A 17,337-nucleotide genomic window follows, 5' to 3' on the forward strand; every position below is an offset into this window, starting at 1 on the left:
GCACGGGGTGCGGGTGCGAGTGGAGGCGTCGTACGACGACGGCCGCAGCTGGCACCGGGCCACGGTGCGCCCCGACGGCACCAACGCCTTCGAGGCGACGGTCGAGCGGCCCTCCGGTCCGCGCGGTGACGCCCCGGTCACCCTGCGGGTCAGCGCCGAGGACGGGGCGGGCAACACCGTACGGCAGACCGTGACCCGGGCCTATCTGCACCGAGGCCCGTGACACACCGGATCACATCGGCGGGTGTGGGAAGTAACGCCTTTCCGCACCCGCCACCGCACACTGAAATTCACACTTCATGCAGTAGCGTGCTCCTGTCGGTTCCGGAAACGTTCGGCGCGGGAGGGTGACCATGACACTGGAGGTCGCCGGGCTCTCCCCCGCCGAGGAGTCCGTCTACCGGCTGCTCGTGACTCAATAGGGCAGCTCACCGCCGACGACTTGGTGCAGCGCCTGGACCTGGACGCGCCCCTCGTGGCGTCCACACTGGCCAGGCTGACCGCGCAGGGCCTGGCCAGCCGCTCCGACGAGTTGCCCCACCGCTACCGGGCGACGCCCCCGGACGTGGCGCTGCTCCCCCGGCTCCAGCACCACGCCGAGGCGCTCGACCTCGCCCGGGCGGAGGTGGCCGGTCTGCTGGAAGCGCACCGGGCGAGCACGGGCGGGCGGAACACCGGACACCTCGTGGAGGTGATCACCGGCGCGGAGTCGCTGCGCCAGCACCCTGCGGCACCTCCAGTGCGCGGCCCGCGACGAGATGCTCTGGTTCTGCAAGCCGCAGTACGTGGCGATGCCCGCCGGGAGCAACCAGGCCGAGTTCGACGCCCTGGCGCGCGGCGTGCGCTACCGAGTGCTGTACGAGAAGGGCTACTTCGACGACGAGGGCGCCGTCGACAACGTGGCCAGGGCGGTGCACGCCGGGGAGATCGCCCGCGCCGTCCCGCATCTGCCGCTGCGGCTGGCGATCGCGGACCGGTCGATCGCCGTCTGCCCGCTCGTACCCGGCGGCGCCCAGGGCAGCCCGGAGCCGCCGACCGCGGCCCTGATCCGCGACAGCAGCCTCCTCGCCGCGCTGACCGCGCTCTTCGAGCGGTACTGGGAGGACGCGGTCCCCCTGGTCGTCGATGACTCCGGAGCCGTCACCGGTACCGACGCCGCCGCCCCCGATCCGCTGTCCGCCCTGGACCGCAGACTGCTGTCGCTGCTCGTCGCGGGGATCGCCGACAAGGCGATAGCGACCCAGATCGGACTGAGCCGACGCACCGTGCAGCGCCATGTCCAGCGGATGATGCAGCTGGCGGGCGCCACCACCCGGACCCAGCTCGCGTGGCAGGCGGCCGGCCGCGGCTGGCTGTGACGCCGCCGTCGGCCACCGCCCGGGGTGCCCGGGCCAGTGACCTTTGCCATCCTGACACTCAGGGAGCGCGAGGGGACTGGTTGCGGTGAGCACCCCACACACAGCGGAACGGCGGTCGTCGGCGCGGCGGCCCCACACGGACGCCGAACTGGTGGTCGACCGGCACGGAACCGTCGTCGGCTGGAGTACGGCCGCCCATGACCTGCTGGGCTTCACGGAGTCGGAGGTGCGCGGCAGGCCGGTGAGCGCGCTGCTCGCCCCGAAGCGGCCGCTGGCCCTCGACGGCAGCGCCGCCGCCGAGGAGGACGCCTCGGCGGCGGTCGTGCTGCGCGACCGCGACGGCCGCGCACGGGCGTGCCGGGTGCGGATACGCCCCACCGACCGGCCGCCGGGCGGCTGGACCGTGCTGGTGACACCGGTCACGGCCGCCCCGGAGGGGCGGACCGTCGACGAGGCGCTGCTCGACACGCTGTTCAACCAGTCCCCCACGAGTCTCTGCGTCTACGACTCCGATCTGCGCCTGCGTCGGTGCAATCCGGCGGCGCGCGGACTTGAGGGCCTGTTCGCGGACGACTCCATCGGCCGGATGCCGCACGAGCTGTGGCCCGACTCCAACTCGACCGAGTTCGAGGGGCGGATGCGGGAGGTGCTGGAGTCGGGGACACCGGTCCTGGACTTCGACAAGCACGGGCGGCCACCGGACGATCCCGGCCATGAGCACGTCTTCGCCAACTCGATCTTCCGGCTGGAGGATCCGGCCGGGCAGGTGGTGGGCCTCGCCACCACCGCGGTGGAGATCACGGCCCAGCGGGTCGCGGAGGAGCGCATCGCCCTGCTCGCCGACGCCAGCACCCTGATCGGCACGTCCCTCGACGTGGTGGAGACCGGTCAGCAGCTCGCCGACGTGGTCGTCCCCCGGTTCGCTGACGCCGCCACGGTCGATGTGCTCGCGCCCGTGCTCTCCGGTGCGGAACCCGACCCGTCCCGGGCCGGTCTCCTCAGGGTCGGTCTGCGGTACGCCGACGACACCGCCGCACCAGACCGCACGGACCGCACCGGTCGGCCCGTGCTGCCCTTCCCGGCGTCCGACGGCGGGCAGCTGGCCGGTCTGGAACCGCGCCGCGCGGACATCCTGCTGCCGGACGACGGGGAGCCGCTGTACCGGGGCACGCGCGGTGAGCGGCCCGCGCACTCCCTCGTCGTCCCGATGCGCGTCCGGGACACCGTCGTCGGCGTGGTGACGTACTACCGGTTCGATCCGGACGGCGGCTTCTCCGACTTCGACGTCCTGACGGCACGTGACCTCTCCTCCCGCGCGGCCGTCAGCATCGACAACGCGCGCCGCTACACCCGGGAGCACTGTGCCGCACGGGCCTTGCAGCGTGAGCTGCTCCCCCGGCACGCCGACGAGCAGAGCGCCGTGCGGACCGCCCACTACTTCGCCGCCGCCACCACGGGCGCGAACTGGTTCGACGTGATCCCGGTGTCCGGGGCGCGGGTGGCTCTCGTCGTCGGCACCACCGACGAGAGCGGCCTGTCCGGCGCCGCCGCCATCGGGCGGCTGGGGACGGCCGTGCACGCGCTGACGGACCTGGACCTCGATCCGGCGGAGGTGCTGGCCCGGCTGGACGCCCTGGTGACGCGGATCGCGGGCGGCGGCGGCGCGGGTGCCGCGGCCCGGGACGGCGGCGAGGGCTCCCGGATCACCTGCACCTACGCCGTCTACGACCCCGCCACCGGTCGGCTGTCCCTGGCCAGCGCCGGGCAGCCCGCGCCCCTCGTGGCCACGCCGGACGGCGGCGTACGGCCGCTCACCGCGTCGGCGGGCCCGCCGCTGGGCGCGGCCGGGCGGCAGACCGCCGCCGAGGACGTCGACCTGCCCGCCGACAGCACGCTGATGTTCTATACCCCGGCGCTGGCGCCTGACCGCGGCCCGGACGGGGAGCGGCCGCGTTCCCTCACCGCCCCCCTGGCCTCGGCGTCCGGCCGTTCGCTGGCCGAGCTGCGCGAGGACGTGCTGGCGGCCGCGTCCGGGGACGGCCCCGCGCCGCCGGGGGCGGTGCTGCTGCTGGCCCGCACCCGGCGTTTGGACGAGAACCACATGTCCGCCTGGGACCTGCCGAGCGACCCGGCTGTGGTGGCCACGGCGCGCAACCTGGTGCAGCGGCAGCTCGACGTCTGGGGCCTGGAGGAGACGGCGTTCGTGACGGAGCTGGTGGTCAGCGAGCTGGTCACCAACGCGATCCGCTATGCGGAGGGGCCCATCGGGCTGCGGATCATCCACGACCAGCACACGCTGATCTGCGAGGTGTCCGACGGCAGCACCACGGCCCCGCATCTGCGCTACGCACGAACCGGGGACGAGGGGGGCCGGGGGCTGTTCCTCGTCGCCCAGCTCACCCAGCGCTGGGGCACCCGGTTCAGCGACACCGGCAAGACGATCTGGACGGAGCAGGACGTGGCGGACGAGGCGCCGCTGTGATTTCGGTTCACGCCTCGATCAGCTGTTTGCGGTAGTCGCGGGGCGACAACCCGGTGACGCGTTTGAAGGCGACGCTCAGCGCGCTCTCGGAGCCGTAGCCGATGTCGTGGGCGATGGCGGCGACGGTGTCACCGCCCTGCCGCAGCCGCCGGGCGGCGAGTTCGATGCGCCATCGCGTCAGGTACTCGAGGGGGCCCTGCCCGACCGTCTCCTTGAAGCGGGCGGCGAGCGTCGAGCGGGACACCGCGCCGGAGCGGGCGAGGTCGGCCACGGTCCACGGGCGGGCGGGGTCGCCGTGCATGGCGGTCAGCGCGGCGGCCACGGCGGGGTCGGCGAGACCGGCCAGCCAGCCGGACATCGTCCGCGGTTCCCGGGCCAGGTGCAGCCGCAGTACGTGGACGAGCATGACGACGGCGAGATGCTCGGCGACCAGCCGGGAGGCCAGCGGGCGGCCCGTCAGCTCGTCGCCGATGGCGGTCAGCGCCCACTCCACGGTCTCGGCCTGCCGGGTGCCGGAGGGTACGTGGATGACCGGGGGCAGCGCGTCCAGGAGCAGGTCCTGGGCGTGCGAGCCGAAGGAGAACCGGCCGCCGATGAGCAGCACGTCGTCGCCCTCGCCGGTCCTGGCGACCCCGTCGACGGCCTGCGCGAAGATCCGGCGCGCGTCGACCGGCTCCACTCCCGGGTCGCTGCGCAGGGTGAACCCCCTGGCCCCGGTGAGCAGGTAGCAGTCGCCCTGGGCCAGGGTGATCGGCTCGTCGATCCCGTCGACCTCCAGGACACAGGAGCCGCGCCGTACCGCGTTGAACTTGACGCCCTCCGGCGGCTGGAACCGCACGGCCCACTGGCCTCCGGCGACGAGGCTGGAGGAGAGGTGGCCCTGGGTCTCCAGCAGGGCGAGGACATCGTCGAGGGGATCCATGTCCCACCTTTCGGACGGGGGCTAAAGAATCACGGACGCTGAATAATAGATCGTCCAGGGTGTGCGTCGTAGCGTCGGAAGGGACAACGCTCACCCACAAGAAGGGCCCACCGTGGACGCCCGCTCACTCATCACGACTCCCTACGACCGTGACACCACCGCGGCGGAGGTCCTCGACGGTGTCGATCTCACCGGACGGCACGCGGTGGTGACCGGTGGCGCCTCCGGCATCGGCGCCGAGACCGTGCGGGCGCTCGCCGCCGCGGGCGCGCACGTCACCATCGCCACCCGCCGCCCGGAGACCGCCGAGCCACTGGTCCGCGAACTCACCGCCCGCCCCGGCACGGGCGAGGTGCGGGCCGCCGCGCTCGACCTGTCGGACCTCGCGTCGGTCGACGCCTTCACGAAGGCCTGGCGGGGGCCGCTCGACATCCTCGTCGCCAACGCCGGGATCATGGCCCTGCCGGAGCGGACGCTTACCGCGCGGGGCTGGGAGGCGCAGCTGGCCACCAACTTCCTCGGCCACTACGCCCTCGCCACCGGTCTGTACGCCCCGCTCCGGGACTCCGGTGCGGCCCGCCTCGTGGTCGTCAGCTCAGGCGCCCACCGCACCGCGCCGTTCGACTTCGACGACCCGCACTTCGCGCGCCGCCCCTACGACCCGTGGGTGGCGTACGGGCAGTCCAAGACCGCCGACGTGCTGCTCGCGGTGGGCGCCCGGCGCTGGACGGCCGACGGCATCACGGCGAACGCGCTCAACCCGGGGTACATCCTCACCAACCTCCAGCGGCACCTCGACGACGACACCATGCGGGCGTTCGGCGTCATGGACGAAGCGGGGAACCTGACGCCGCTGCCGTACTACAAGACGCCCGCGCAGGGCGCCTCGACCTCGGTGCTGCTGGCCGCCTCCCCCCTCCTGGACGGCGTCACCGGCCGGTACTTCGAGGACAACCAGGAGTCACCGTTCGTGCCGGCCGGCTCGGACGCGCCCGCCGGCGTGGCCGCGCATGCCCTGGACACCGCGGCGGCCGACCGGCTGTGGGAGTACGCGGCGGACGCTATCGGGTGACCGGGACGGTCTCGTACGGACCGGCGACGGGGAAGTAGGCGTCCAGGAAGTCGGACAGCAGCGCCTGCCGCGCCGCCGGGTCCGCCCCGGTGGAGACGGTGTCGTTCAGACAGAAGACGTGCCGGTCGCGCCGCGCGAGGAGCCCGCCGAGGCGGGCCTCCAGAGCGGGGTGCGACAGGTCGAGGTAGGCGTAGCGCAGCCGTCCGGGGACGGCGCGGGCGGTCTGGAAGGCGTAGTAGTGGTGCAGCGAGGACACGATCGACAGGTCGTCGGGGCTGCGCAGCCGGTGCCCGGCGGTGGCACGGTGCCGGTCGGCGAACCTGTCCTCGATCTCGTACAGGACGCTGCGCCGCAGCGCGTGCGGGGTGTGTTTCATCTTGTGGCTGATCTCGGTGCCGAAGACCGCCGCGATCAGGGCCCGGTTGTTCTTGCCCGCGGCGGCGACCGGGACGTCCCGCTCGTCGGGCGGGCCCGGCGGGATGAGGACGGCCGACGGGAAGAACTTGGTGAGCCCGTTGGCGAAGAAGAAGTCCTGGGGTGTGACCGGTCTGCCGAGGAAGACGTCGTCGTTGAAGTAGAGGAAGTGCTCCGACAGGCCGTCGATGTGGTGCAGTTGGCTCTCGATGGCGTGTGAGTTGAAGGTGGGCAGCAGGCCGGGGTCGCTGAAGATCTCCTTGTGCCCGACGAGGTGGAGACCGGGGGCGCCCAGATTCAGCCAGGGCGGGATCTGCTCGTCGGTGACGAGGTGGACGGTGCGTACCCAGGGGGCGTACTGGCTCAGGGAACGCAGGGAGTGGCGCAGTTCGTCGTGGTCGAGGTAGCGGGCCGCGTTGGCGGCCTCCTCGTGGTAGCCCGCCGCGGTCCACTCGGCGCGGCGGCGCCGCCATCGCGGTGAGTTCCCGTCGACCCACGTGTACACCACGTCCACGGGGAAGCGGATGTCGTCGGGCGCCGGGCGGGCGAACTCGGCGCGGGTGCGGACGGCGGGGAGGGAACGCGCGGGGGTGTCGGCGGGAGCGAGCCAGGTGAAGAGGGAGTCGGAGACCTGGACGGGGCTGTCGGTGCGCGGCACCCGCTCGGCCCGCCGGTTGGGGCGCGGCGCCAGCAGGGTGTCGCCCTCGGGGGTCCAGAACTCGACGTCGCAGCCGTAGCTGGGGCCGAGTGTGAGCCGCCCCCGCGGATCGCCGTGGTACCAGGTGACGCGTACGACGTCGGCGCGGGCCAGTGCGCGCCGGGCGCCGCGGGTGAAGCCCGGCCGGGTGACGGTCCGCCGGGGCCGGCGCGGGTCGACGGCGCTGAGGTAGCCGGGGCGGGCCCGGCACGCCCGCACCAGGGCGTCCAGGACCTCGCGCCGGTCGTCCGCCGACACCGCGATCACCGAGGAGGTGTTGCTGCGTCCGCGTACGGTGAAGTGGTCGACGCCCGCCTCGTCGAGCGCCCGGCGCACGGCCGCCGCGTTGGCGTTGCGTGCCCACAGGGGCGACGGGTCGGGCCGTACCAGTGTGATCCTCGGTACGTCCCGCACGAGCCGTACGGCCCTGCCGGGTGCAGCGCACCAGCCGGGGTGGGCGCGGACCAGGCAGGCCGCCCGGACCAGGCCCACCAGGTGCCGTGCGGACGGCACGTCGGCGACGTACCGCTTCGCCCGGGCGCGGACACCGGGTGTGGTGCGGGCGACGACGGCCCGTCGGACCCGCAGCGGCACCGTCCGGCGGTACCGGCGCAGCAGCCATGAGCCCTCGGGGCTGCTGCGGACGCCGGGTTCAAGGGTTCGCGCACCGTTCATGGGTCCGCCCTCCTCGCGCGTCATCGCGCCCTGCTGTCACTGTCCCACCGCCGCGGGCCCGGCGCCTGGGGCCGGATGGGGTCGTCCGGGGCGGAGCACGCCCTAGAGGTTGTAGCCGCCCGAGACCTCGATGTTCTGGGCGGTAACCCAGCGGCTCTCCTCGGAGACCAGGGTGGCGATCATCGCGCCGATGTCGTCGGGTTCGCCGACCCGGCCGAGCGCGGTCTTCGCGGCGAGGGCGGGGACGACCTCGGGGAAGCGGGTGAAGGCGTCGTCGCCGATCCGGGTGCGGGTCGAGCCCGGCGAGACGGAGTTGACCCGGATGCCCCGGGGGCTGAACTCCTTGGCCATGTACCGGGTCAGCACGTCGAGGCCGCCCTTCATGGACGCGTAGGCCGAGTAGCCGGGCTCCAGGCCCGCCGTCGCGGCCGAGTTGCTGCTGGTGTTGACGATGGCGCCGCCGTCGGCCAGCAGGGGCAGCAGCCGTTGCGTCAGGAAGTACGGTCCCTTCAGCAGGACGCGCATGAGCCGGTCGAACGTCTCCTCGGTGGTGTCCTCGATCAGCGACGACCGCGCGAATCCGGCGTTGTTGACCAGGTGGTCGAAGGTGTCGCGCCGCCAGGTGTCGCGCAGTACCCGGGCGACGGTGTCGTGGAAGGCGGCGAAGGTGGAGCTGTCGCCGAGGTCCAGCGGCAGCGCGACGGCGGTGCCGCCCTCCTTCTCGATGGCGGCGACGGTCTCCTGCCCGCCCCGCGGGTTGCTGCCGTAGGTCAGGATGACCCCGGTGCCGCGCCTGGCGATCTCGATGGCGGCGCTCTGTCCAATGCCGGAGCTGGCGCCGGTGACGATGGCGACCTTCATGGTGTTCCTCCTGGGGTGCGGTCGTGCGTGGGTGGGGTGCGGAAGTGCGGGCGGGTACGGGGTCACGCGGCGGTGGCAGGGGCCAGGACGCGGGCGAGCCAGTCGGTCCGGGTCCGGCGGGCCGTGGCCGACATCCGGGCCCCGGGGAAGAGGGCGTCGAAGCCGTGGAAGCCCCCCGCCCAGACATGGAGTTCGGCCTGGCCTCCGGCCGCCCAGAGGCGGCTGGCGTAGGCGGTGTCCTCGTCGCGGAAGACCTCGGCGGAGCCGGTGTCGACGTAGGTGGTCGGCAGGCCGGACAGGTCGTCGGCCAGGGCGGGTGACACATAGGCGGACACCTCGTCATCGGTGCGGTCGCCGAGGACGCAGCGCCAGCCGAACTCGTTCATCTCGCGGGTCCAGACGCCGGGCTCGCCGGAGAACTGGCGGCTGGAGACGCTGGTGTTGCGGTGGTCGAGCATGGGGCAGATCAGCAGCTGCGCGGCGATGGCGGGGCCGCCGAGGTCGCGGGCCAGCAGGGTCGTCCCGGCGGCGAGGCCGCCGCCCGCGCTGGCACCGGCGACGATGACGCGGCCGGGGTCGACGCCCAGTCCGGCGGCGTGTTCGACGATCCAGAGCAGCCCTCGGTAGCAGTCCTCGACCAGGGTGCTGCCGGTGGCCTCCGGGGCGAGGCGGTAGTCCACGGAGACCACGACCGCGCCGAACTCGTCGAACCACTCCAGCGGGATGTCGATCTGGGAGAAGCGGTCGCCCATGACCATGCCGCCGCCGTGGATCCAGTACACGCAGGGCGCGGCGGTGGCGCGGCGGGGGTGCGCGGGGCGGAACACGGACAGGGGGATGGCGGCACCGTCCTCGGTGGGCACGGTGACCTCGCGCCGCTCGACCCGCCGGTGGACGAGGTGGGGCTCGACGGGCGTCGCGGCGAGGCCGCGCACTTGGGTGAGCAGGTCCGCGTCGAGCTGGGACATCAGGGGCATGCCGGTGAGCAGTTCACGCAGTTCGGGGTCGAGGGCGGGGCGCGCGGTGGTCATGGTCGCTGCCTTTCGTGGGTGGGACGGGAGGGTCGGGGACTGGAGGGGTCAAGGCGTTCAGAAGGCGGCCTTGCCGCGCACCGGCACGTGGTCGGTGAACTCGGACTCCCCGGCCAGCAGTTCGCCGATCCGCGCCACGATGGCCTGCGCGGCCTCCCCCGCGAAGATCCGGTGGTGGTCGGCCTCGCTGGTCCAGCCCTCGATGACGTGCACGACGTCGGGGTCGGACGCGGAGCGGGAGACGAGGTAGACGACGCAGTGCTCGCTCGCGCCGGGGCTGCCCTCGTCCAGACCGGTCAGCAGCAGCTCGACGAGCCGGTCACCGAGGCCCGGCTTGGCGGTCAGGGCGGCACTGAACCCATAGTTGACGATCATCGCTTTCCTCTTTTGCCTCGCTGGAGTGCGGTAATTCCATTCAACTGCTCCGACCTGCGGAAACGTTAGAACGATGCTCGCTCGCGCTTGCACAATCCTCTCGAAAGCGGGAGCAGGCGACCGCGATGGTGCTGCAATGGACGCATGCACCTGGAGGAACTGCGCACCCTGCTGGCCCGGCACGTCCGGCCCGACTGGACCACCGCCATCGACGGCGTCCTCATCTCCCGGGTCGACCGGCCGGATCCCCCGGCGCCCTCGATGTCCGGCACCGTGCTGGCCGTCATCGCCCAGGGCGCCAAGCGGCTCGCCCTGGGCGACCGGATGTACGAGTACGGCCCGGGCCAGTACCTGGTCGCCTCCGTGGACCTGCCGGTCACCGGGCAGTTCACCCAGGTGGAACCCGGGCGGCCCGCGCTGGGCTTCGGCCTGCTGCTGGAGCCGTCCGCCGTCGCCGAACTGCTGCTCCAGGCCGGGCCCGGCGCCACCCCGCGTGCCGGGGCGGGCGCGCCGCCGGGGATCGCCGTCAGCGACGCTCCGGCCGCGCTGCTCGACGCCGTGGTCCGGCTGCTGCGCCTGCTCGACGAGCCCCGCGACCGGGCCGTACTGGCACCCTTGGTCAAGCGCGAGATCCTGTGGCGGCTGATCACCGGCGAGCAGGGCGCGACGGTACGCCAGCTCGGCCTCGCCGACAGCAGCCTCAGCCATGTCTCCCGTGCCGTGCGCTGGATCCGCGACCACTACGACCAGCCGTTCCGGGTCGAGGAGGTGGCCCGGATGTCCGGTATGAGCGTCTCGGCGTTCTACCGCAACTTCCAGGCGGTGACCGCGATGAGCCCGATCCAGTTCCAGAAGGAGATCCGGCTCCAGGAGGCCCGGCTGCTGCTCGCCACCCACCCGGGCGACGTCACCGGCGTGGGACGCCGCGTCGGCTACGACAACCCGTCCCAGTTCAGCCGCGAGTACCGTCGCCACTTCGGCGCACCGCCGAGCAAGGACGCCGCCCGCCTGCGCGACACGGCGCGCTCCACGACGGGCGTACTGCCCTGAGCGTGTCACGGTGGGCGTCATGCGCGCGCAGCGGACCCAGCCCTGGATCGCACCCGCACTGCTCGCCGTCCTCGCGGCGGCCTGCGGCACCCGCGACGATCCCGTCGGCGCGTCCGCCGCCGACGCCTCCGACGTACTCGTACGGCAGCGGGTGCGGGTGGTCGAGGAGGTGGGCCACGATCCGGCGGCGTACACGCAGGGGCTGGAGTTGCGGGGCGGGCGGCTGTACGAGAGCACGGGAAGGTTCGGGAGGTCCACGGTCACGGTGGGGGCGCCGGGGAAGCCGCCGGCGGTGCGGGTGCGGCTGCCCGACGCGTGGTTCGGCGAGGGCGTCACCGTCGTCGAGACGAGGCTGTGGCAGCTCACCTGGCGCAACGGGGTCGCCGTCGAACGGGACGCGCGCACGCTGGAGGAGATCCGGCGCGTCCGCTACCCGGGCGAGGGCTGGGGGATCTGCCACCAGCCCGCCCGTCAGCGGCTGGTGACGAGCGACGGCTCGGCCTGGCTGACGTTCCGGGACCCGCGGACCCTGGCGGCCACGGGCCGCGTCCGGGTCACCGAACCGGGCCGCGGCGACCGGCCGGTGCACCGCCTCAACGAGCTGGAGTGCGTGGGCGACAGCGTGTACGCCAACGTCTACGGGCGCCCGAGGATCGTCCGCGTCGACGCGGACACCGGACGGGTGACCGCCGACATCGACGCCTCCGCGCTGGTGGCGGCGAGTGCGGGCGCGGGGGTCCTGAACGGGATCGCCGCACTGCCGGGCGGCGCGGAGTTCTGGCTCACCGGGAAGAACTGGCCGAAGCTGTTCCGCGTGCGCTTCGAAGGCCCCCGGGAAAGGCCCTGAAAAGGCCGCTGAAAGACCCCGCGAAGGCTACTGAAAGGCCCTGGAAACAGCGAAGGCAAGGAGTCCGCAACTCCTTGCCACTGTCAACTTATAGCGCACCGGGGGGCTTGCGGCAAGGCCCCCTCCGTGCCTCAGAGGGCTCCCCGTGCCTCCTGTGACCTTCAGTGCCTTCGCCCTTCCCGACCGTCTCTCCGCCAAGACCGACCCCGCGTTGACCGCCCGCGACGAGCGGCACTTCGCCGCCGTCGCCGAGAGCCTGGAGCAGTCGATCACCGAGCTGTCCGACCGGCTGGACGCCGCGCGGCGGGCGCCGGGCGGCGCCGGCCGGGAGGCGCTGGAGCGGGACGTGGAGATCCACAGACTGACCGGGCGGCTGCGCGCCCTGCGCCGCTTCGGTCTCGACCTGTGCCTCGGGCACATGGTCCGCGCCGACGACCCCGAGCCGGTGTACGTCGGACGGCTCGGCCTCACCGACAGCGCGGGCCGCCGACTGCTGGTCGACTGGCGCTCCCCCGCCGCCGAGCCGTTCTTCGGGGCCACCCACGCCGACCCGATGGGGCTGGTGAGCCGCCGCAGGTACCGCTGGACCGGCGGCCGGATCAGCGACTACTGGGACGAGGTGTTCACCGCCGAGGGGCTGCGCGGGCACGCCGCCGCGCTCGACGACCAGTCCGCGTTCATCGCGAGCCTGGGCGAACGCCGTTCGGCGCGGATGCGGGACGTGCTGGCGACCGTCCAGGCCGACCAGGACGCCATCATCCGGGCGGGTTCCCGCGGCGCGCTCGTCGTCGACGGCGGTCCGGGCACCGGCAAGACGGTCGTCGCCCTGCACCGCTCGGCGTATCTGCTGTACGCCGACCCACGCCTCGGTCAGCGCCGCGGCGGCGTGCTGTTCGTCGGCCCGCACCGGCCCTACCTGGACTACGTCGCCGATGTCCTGCCCAGCCTGGGCGAGGAAGGGGTGCAGACGTGCGTCCTGCGCGACCTGGTCGAGGAGGGCGCCGACGCGGGGACCGAGCCGGACCCGGAGGTGGCCCGGCTGAAGTCGACCGCGGACATGGTGCGGGCGGTCGAGACCGCCGTCAGGTTCTACGAGGAGCCGCCCGCCGAGGGCATGACGGTCACGACCGACTGGGCCGACGTCCGGCTGACCCCCGACGACTGGGCGGAGGCGTTCCGGGCGCCCGGCCCCGGCACCCCGCACAACGAGGCCCGGGACCTGATCTGGGACGAGCTGGTGACGATCCTGCTCGACAAGATCGACGGCGATGTCCCGCCGGAGCAGTTCCGCAGGTCGCTGCTGAACGACCGCGAACTGGTCGCCGCCCTCCACCGCGCCTGGCCGATGCTCGACGCGGCCGATGTCGTCGGGGACCTGTGGTCCGTCCCGGCGTATCTGCGGCTGTGCGCGCCCTGGCTCGGCCCCGACGACGTGCGCAGGCTCCAGCGCACGGCGGCCCCGCAGGCCTGGACGGTGCCCGACCTGCCGCTCCTGGACGCGGCGCGGCAGCGGCTCGGTGACGCGCGGGCCTCGCTGCGCAGGCGCAGGCACGCCGCCACCGTCGCGGCCGAGCGGGCGCGCATGGCCGACGTCATCGACAACGTGCTCGCGGCCGACGACGACGGTGAGGGCGCGGTGACCATGCTGCGCGGGCGGGACCTCCAGGACACCCTGGTCGACGAGGCCGCCCTGCCCGGCGCCGACCGGGACCGGCTCGCCGGTCCGTTCGCGCACATCGTGGTGGACGAGGCACAGGAACTGACCGACGCGGAGTGGCAGATGCTGCTGCCGCGCTGCCCGTCGCGCAGCTTCACGATCGTCGGGGACCGTGCCCAGGCCCGGCACGGCTTCCTGGAGTCGTGGCGGGAGCGGCTGGAGCGGGTCGGGTTCGACCGGATCGACGTGGCCTCGCTGAACGTCAACTACCGGACGCCCAGGGAGATCATGGCGGAGGCCGAGCCGGTCATCCGGGCCGTGCTCCCGGACGCGAACGTGCCGGCCTCGGTCCGTGGCAGCGGCCTGCCCGTGGTGCACGGGTCCATCGCGGATCGGGACGCGATCCTCGACGCCTGGCTGGCCGAGCACGCCGACGGGGTCGCCTGTGTCATCGGTGATCCCACGTTCCGGCCGACGTCCCGGGTCCGTTCGCTGACCCCGGAGCTGTCGAAGGGGCTGGAGTTCGACCTGGTGGTCCTCGTCGACCCGGAGAGGTTCGGCGACGGCGTCGAGGGAGCGGTCGACCGCTATGTGGCGATGACCCGGGCGACCGGACGGCTGGTGGTTCTCACCGGTTCCTGACGCGGCGCCGCAGTGCCGGGTCGAGGAGGGCGGGCGGGGTGTCGAACTTCTCGTGGGCGGCGAGGTCGGTGCCGGGGGCGACGATCTCGTCGATGGCGTCGAGCACGTCGTCGGGGAGCACGGTGTCCGCGGCGGCGAGCTGGGAGTGGAGGTGGTCGAGGGTGCGGGGGCCGATGAGCGCGCTGGTCACGGCGGGGTGGGCGGTCACGAAGCCGAGGGCCAGCTGGATCATCGTCAGGCCCGCCTCGTCGGCGACCTTCGCCAGCCGCTCCACGGCGTCCAGCCGGGCCCGGTTGGCGGGCAGGCCCAGGTCGAAGCGGTCGGGCAGGACGGCGGAGCGGTGGGTGGTGATGTCCCGGCCCGCGCGGACGGCGCCGGACAGCCAGCCGGAGGCCAGCGGGCTCCATGCCAGCACCCCGAGCCCGTACTCCTCGGTGACGGGCAGGACGTGGGCCTCGATGCCGCGTTGCAGGATCGAGTAGCTGGGCTGCTCGGTGACATAGCGGCTCAGGTGGTGCTCGCGGGCGGCCCACTGGGCCTGTACGACGCGGTGGGCGGGGAAGGTCGAGGAGCCGAAGTGGCGGATCTTGCCCGCGCGCTGGAGGTCGGTCAGCGCCGACAGGGTCTCCTCGTCGCTGGTGGTGGGGTCCCAGCGGTGGATCTGGTAGAGGTCGACGTGGTCGACGCCGAGGCGGCGCAGGCTGTCGTCGAGGGCGGTGACCAGCCAACGGCGGGAGCTGCCGCGGTGGTTGCGCTCGTCGCTCATCGGCATGGCGGCCTTGGTGGCGAGCACGATGTCGTCGCGGCGGCCCGCGATGGCCTTGCCGACCATCTCCTCGGACTCGCCCCGGCCGTACATGTCGGCGGTGTCGATGAGGTTGACGCCGCTCTCCAGGGCGGCGTCGACGATGGCGGTGGCCTCGTCCTGGGTGGTGCGTCCGATGCTGCCGAAGTTCATCGCGCCGAGCGCGAGGGTGCTGACCTGCACACCGGTGCGGCCCAAGGTGCGGTACTGCATGACCGTACTCCTTCGTGGATTGGCTGCGGGCTCCGCCGTTCTGGCATCATGAGCAAGCGGAACCTCGTTCCGGAACAACGATACGGAACACTGTTCCGCTTTTGCAAGCCCAGAGGTGGAAGGAGCGATGTGGTGAGCGACAGCGGCGAGGGCGCCGGGCGTGCGGCACGGCCGGTGCGCAAGGACGCCCAGCGCAACAAGGAGGCGCTGCTGGACGCGGCCGCGTCGGTCTTCGTCAGCTCGGGGGTGGACGCGCCGGTGCGTGCCATCGCGGCCGAGGCCGGTGTCGGACTCGGCACGATCTACCGGCACTTCCCGACCCGGGCGGATCTCATCATCGCCGTCTACCGGCACCAGGTCGACGCCTGCGCCGAGGCCGGTCCGTCCCTGCTGGCGAGCAGCGCGTCGCCGTACGCCGCGCTGGGCCGGTGGATCGACCTGTTCGTCGACTTCCTGGCCACCAAGCACGGGCTCGCCGCCGTGCTCCAGTCCGACAGCCCCGGTTTCGAGACCCTGCACGGCTACTTCCTCGACCGCCTCGTCCCCGTCTGCACGGAACTGCTCCAAGCGGCCACCACGTCCGGTGAGATCGCCTCCGACATCACCGCGTACGAACTCATGCGGGGCGTCGGCAACCTCTGCGTCGGCGCGGAGAGCGACCCCGACTACGACGCACGCCGACTCGTCGGTCTGCTGGTCGCGGGGCTGCGCCGGGCCGGGTGACACCGGCGGCCGGGCCTCAGTTCCTGAGCAGCCAGGCCACCCGGTCCCACGCCAGCAGGTGGTACACCGCCAGCACGACGGCGAACACCACGGCGAGGGTGTGCCGCCCGGCCGCGTAGAGTACGGCGGCTCCGCCGAAGAAGACGGCGAGTTCCAGCAGGAGCCGCACCGGCCCCGGGGTCGCCACCACGGTCCTGCCGGACCGGGACGCGTCGCCCGGGGTCGCGAAGACCCCCCACAGCACGGCCACCCCCAGCGGTACGGCGACCACGGTGACGTATCCGAGAGCGCCGGGCGTCACCTGCCAGGCCCACACCCCGAAACCGGTCAGGGCCGCCAGCTCCAGCAGGAACCGAAGGCCGAGCGTCGACGGGCGGAACCCGAGTCCTCCGACCGACATGTGCGCCACACCCCTCCCCCGTCGTGACGCTCCCCATGCTGACAGACTCCCGCCATGGGCACAGGGGTGAGGGGCTGGGCGCTGCGTCCGGCGGAAGCGGTCGACGTCGAGGCCGTCGCGGAGTTGCGGGCGAGGGTCATGCGCGCGGATCTGGAACGCCTGGGACGCTACGACGAGCACCGGGTGCGGCAGCGCCTGCGGGACTCCTTCTCCACCCGGTACACGTCGATCGTGATGGCCGAAGGTGAACTCGCGGGCAGTGTCACGGTCCGGCCCGCTGACGGGAGGCAGTGGCTGGAGCACTTCTACCTCTCCCCACGCCACCAGGGCCGCGGTCTCGGGTCCGCCGTGCTGCGTACGGTGCTGGAGCGGGCCGACGAGCAGGGCTCGACGGTGGCCCTCAACGTCCTGCGGGGCAGTGCCGCCAGGCGGCTCTACGCACGCCACGGGTTCGTCGTGGAGAGGGAGGACCCGATCGATGTCTTCATGGTGCGGAGCCCGGCGCGCGCGAGCGGGCCGGACCGCTCCTAGCCCGGACCCGGGACGGCCCCGCCGTCGGCGGATGGCGACGGCGGGGCCGTCGGGTTCCCGGGCCGCGGTCACCGGCGCACGGCGGACAGGCGTCCGGCGAGCAGGGGGATGATCACCGCGGCGGCGACGAGGTGGGACACGGCCAGGACGATCTGCGTGGAGGTGGCCGTGTGCGGGGCGACGGCCGGACCGGCCATGGACAGCGCCGTGAGGGCGACCGTGATCACCACGAAGGTGCGGGCGGGCCGCCTGGCCCAGCGGGCGAGGGCCGAGGCGAGCACGATCCCGGCGACCGACCAGAACAGCACGCCGCCGACGAAGCCGCCGACCGGGATCGTCGCCGCCTCCTCGGCCCCCGGGTTGGCCGCGGCCATGGGCACGCCGGAGGCGCGGGCGACGAGCGCGAAGGCCTCGGTCACCACGGCACCGGCGAGCGCGGCCAGCACACCGGCCAGCCAGACGGGGCGCGCGGCGAGGAAGGCGGTGATACGGGAAGAGGACGGGGCGACGGTGCTGGTCTGGGCCGTGGTAACGGTCATGGCGGGGTCTCCTGCTCGGTCTCGAAGGGACTGTCGTGGAGTT

At 73.2% G+C, this 17,337-nt stretch carries 18 protein-coding genes; 9 read left to right on the plus strand and 9 right to left on the minus strand.

Annotation, left to right across the window (positions count from 1 at the left end):
- Positions 1–13: 13 nt before the first annotated feature.
- On the plus strand, positions 14–223 hold the full coding sequence (locus KBY47_RS22860; protein ID WP_210923653.1) for a hypothetical protein: 210 nt from the start codon (positions 14–16) through the stop codon (positions 221–223).
- 192 nt (positions 224–415) lie between these two features.
- Here KBY47_RS22860 and KBY47_RS37250 read toward each other — a convergent pair whose 3' ends face one another.
- Positions 416–724, minus strand: coding sequence for a hypothetical protein (locus KBY47_RS37250; protein WP_308405241.1), 309 nt, complete (start codon positions 722–724; stop codon positions 416–418).
- Positions 725–758: 34 nt separating this feature from the next.
- On the opposite strand from KBY47_RS37250, the gene KBY47_RS37255 reads away from it, so the two are divergent.
- Positions 759–1,358, plus strand: coding sequence for a LuxR C-terminal-related transcriptional regulator (locus tag KBY47_RS37255; RefSeq protein WP_308405242.1), 600 nt, complete (start codon positions 759–761; stop codon positions 1,356–1,358).
- Positions 1,359–1,443: 85 nt separating this feature from the next.
- Positions 1,444–3,840 carry a PAS domain-containing protein gene (locus KBY47_RS22870; protein WP_210923655.1) on the plus strand — a complete coding sequence of 799 codons (2,397 nt, stop codon included), beginning with the start codon at positions 1,444–1,446 and terminating at the stop codon, positions 3,838–3,840.
- A gap of 7 nt (positions 3,841–3,847) precedes the next feature.
- On the opposite strand, the gene KBY47_RS22875 is transcribed toward KBY47_RS22870, so the two are convergent.
- Positions 3,848–4,762, minus strand: a complete 915-nt coding sequence (locus KBY47_RS22875) for an AraC family transcriptional regulator (RefSeq protein ID WP_210923657.1) — start codon at positions 4,760–4,762, stop codon at positions 3,848–3,850.
- A gap of 112 nt (positions 4,763–4,874) precedes the next feature.
- Between KBY47_RS22875 and KBY47_RS22880 the strand changes: the two genes are divergently transcribed.
- Positions 4,875–5,834 (plus strand): SDR family NAD(P)-dependent oxidoreductase, encoded by a 960-nt coding sequence (locus tag KBY47_RS22880; RefSeq protein ID WP_210923660.1) that lies wholly within the window; start codon positions 4,875–4,877, stop codon positions 5,832–5,834.
- Here the strand turns inward: KBY47_RS22880 and KBY47_RS22885 are convergent.
- The 4 genes from KBY47_RS22885 to KBY47_RS22900 form a co-directional block, all read right to left on the minus strand.
- Positions 5,824–7,620, minus strand: coding sequence for a stealth family protein (locus tag KBY47_RS22885; RefSeq protein WP_210923662.1), 1,797 nt, complete (start codon positions 7,618–7,620; stop codon positions 5,824–5,826). The two genes, KBY47_RS22880 and KBY47_RS22885, sit on opposite strands and share 11 nt — an antisense overlap.
- Before the next feature lie 102 nt (positions 7,621–7,722).
- A complete protein-coding gene (locus KBY47_RS22890; RefSeq protein WP_210923664.1) occupies positions 7,723–8,481 on the minus strand; it encodes an SDR family NAD(P)-dependent oxidoreductase in 759 nt (252 codons plus the stop codon).
- A gap of 62 nt (positions 8,482–8,543) precedes the next feature.
- Positions 8,544–9,512, minus strand: a complete 969-nt coding sequence (locus KBY47_RS22895) for an alpha/beta hydrolase (protein WP_210923666.1) — start codon at positions 9,510–9,512, stop codon at positions 8,544–8,546.
- A 57-nt stretch (positions 9,513–9,569) separates the two neighbouring features.
- A complete protein-coding gene (locus KBY47_RS22900; RefSeq protein WP_210923668.1) occupies positions 9,570–9,887 on the minus strand; it encodes a putative quinol monooxygenase in 318 nt (105 codons plus the stop codon).
- A 144-nt stretch (positions 9,888–10,031) separates the two neighbouring features.
- On the opposite strand from KBY47_RS22900, the gene KBY47_RS22905 reads away from it, so the two are divergent.
- From KBY47_RS22905 to helR, 3 genes are all read left to right on the plus strand, one after another.
- The gene (locus KBY47_RS22905; protein ID WP_210923670.1) at positions 10,032–10,937 is read left to right on the plus strand and encodes an AraC family transcriptional regulator; all 906 of its coding nucleotides are present in this window, start codon (positions 10,032–10,034) and stop codon (positions 10,935–10,937) included.
- A 19-nt stretch (positions 10,938–10,956) separates the two neighbouring features.
- Positions 10,957–11,784 carry a glutaminyl-peptide cyclotransferase gene (locus tag KBY47_RS22910; RefSeq protein WP_210923671.1) on the plus strand — a complete coding sequence of 276 codons (828 nt, stop codon included), beginning with the start codon at positions 10,957–10,959 and terminating at the stop codon, positions 11,782–11,784.
- A gap of 145 nt (positions 11,785–11,929) precedes the next feature.
- Entirely contained in the window at positions 11,930–14,083 is a 2,154-nt protein-coding gene (helR, locus tag KBY47_RS22915) for an RNA polymerase recycling motor ATPase HelR (protein ID WP_210923672.1), read from the plus strand.
- Here the strand turns inward: helR and KBY47_RS22920 are convergent.
- On the minus strand, positions 14,070–15,101 hold the full coding sequence (locus KBY47_RS22920) for an aldo/keto reductase (RefSeq protein ID WP_210923673.1): 1,032 nt from the start codon (positions 15,099–15,101) through the stop codon (positions 14,070–14,072). The genes helR and KBY47_RS22920 overlap by 14 nt on opposite strands.
- Before the next feature lie 132 nt (positions 15,102–15,233).
- On the opposite strand from KBY47_RS22920, the gene KBY47_RS22925 reads away from it, so the two are divergent.
- Positions 15,234–15,824 carry a TetR/AcrR family transcriptional regulator gene (locus KBY47_RS22925; RefSeq protein ID WP_210923674.1) on the plus strand — a complete coding sequence of 197 codons (591 nt, stop codon included), beginning with the start codon at positions 15,234–15,236 and terminating at the stop codon, positions 15,822–15,824.
- Positions 15,825–15,840: 16 nt separating this feature from the next.
- On the opposite strand, the gene KBY47_RS22930 is transcribed toward KBY47_RS22925, so the two are convergent.
- Positions 15,841–16,224, minus strand: coding sequence for a YrdB family protein (locus tag KBY47_RS22930; RefSeq protein ID WP_210923676.1), 384 nt, complete (start codon positions 16,222–16,224; stop codon positions 15,841–15,843).
- Between the two features lie 54 nt (positions 16,225–16,278).
- Between KBY47_RS22930 and KBY47_RS22935 the strand changes: the two genes are divergently transcribed.
- Entirely contained in the window at positions 16,279–16,755 is a 477-nt protein-coding gene (locus tag KBY47_RS22935; RefSeq protein WP_210923678.1) for a GNAT family N-acetyltransferase, read from the plus strand.
- 68 nt (positions 16,756–16,823) lie between these two features.
- Here KBY47_RS22935 and KBY47_RS22940 read toward each other — a convergent pair whose 3' ends face one another.
- Positions 16,824–17,294, minus strand: a complete 471-nt coding sequence (locus KBY47_RS22940; RefSeq protein ID WP_210923680.1) for a DUF6069 family protein — start codon at positions 17,292–17,294, stop codon at positions 16,824–16,826.
- Between the last annotated feature and the right edge of the window lie 43 nt (positions 17,295–17,337).

Source organism: Streptomyces sp. B93, from assembly GCF_018070565.1.
Lineage (GTDB): Bacteria > Actinomycetota > Actinomycetes > Streptomycetales > Streptomycetaceae > Streptomyces.

Bases quoted from the DNA above. Each gene is read 5' to 3' on its own strand.
- KBY47_RS37255 (WP_308405242.1), top strand. From the start codon at position 759: ATGCTCTGGTTCTGCAAGCCGCAGTACGTGGCGATGCCCGCCGGGAGC.
- KBY47_RS22875 (WP_210923657.1), bottom strand. From the start codon at position 4,762: ATGGATCCCCTCGACGATGTCCTCGCCCTGCTGGAGACCCAGGGCCAC.
- KBY47_RS22885 (WP_210923662.1), bottom strand. From the start codon at position 7,620: ATGAACGGTGCGCGAACCCTTGAACCCGGCGTCCGCAGCAGCCCCGAG.
- KBY47_RS22890 (WP_210923664.1), bottom strand. From the start codon at position 8,481: ATGAAGGTCGCCATCGTCACCGGCGCCAGCTCCGGCATTGGACAGAGC.
- KBY47_RS22895 (WP_210923666.1), bottom strand. From the start codon at position 9,512: ATGACCACCGCGCGCCCCGCCCTCGACCCCGAACTGCGTGAACTGCTC.
- KBY47_RS22900 (WP_210923668.1), bottom strand. From the start codon at position 9,887: ATGATCGTCAACTATGGGTTCAGTGCCGCCCTGACCGCCAAGCCGGGC.
- KBY47_RS22905 (WP_210923670.1), top strand. From the start codon at position 10,032: ATGCACCTGGAGGAACTGCGCACCCTGCTGGCCCGGCACGTCCGGCCC.
- KBY47_RS22910 (WP_210923671.1), top strand. From the start codon at position 10,957: ATGCGCGCGCAGCGGACCCAGCCCTGGATCGCACCCGCACTGCTCGCC.
- KBY47_RS22920 (WP_210923673.1), bottom strand. From the start codon at position 15,101: ATGCAGTACCGCACCTTGGGCCGCACCGGTGTGCAGGTCAGCACCCTC.
- KBY47_RS22930 (WP_210923676.1), bottom strand. From the start codon at position 16,224: ATGTCGGTCGGAGGACTCGGGTTCCGCCCGTCGACGCTCGGCCTTCGG.
- KBY47_RS22935 (WP_210923678.1), top strand. From the start codon at position 16,279: ATGGGCACAGGGGTGAGGGGCTGGGCGCTGCGTCCGGCGGAAGCGGTC.
- KBY47_RS22940 (WP_210923680.1), bottom strand. From the start codon at position 17,294: ATGACCGTTACCACGGCCCAGACCAGCACCGTCGCCCCGTCCTCTTCC.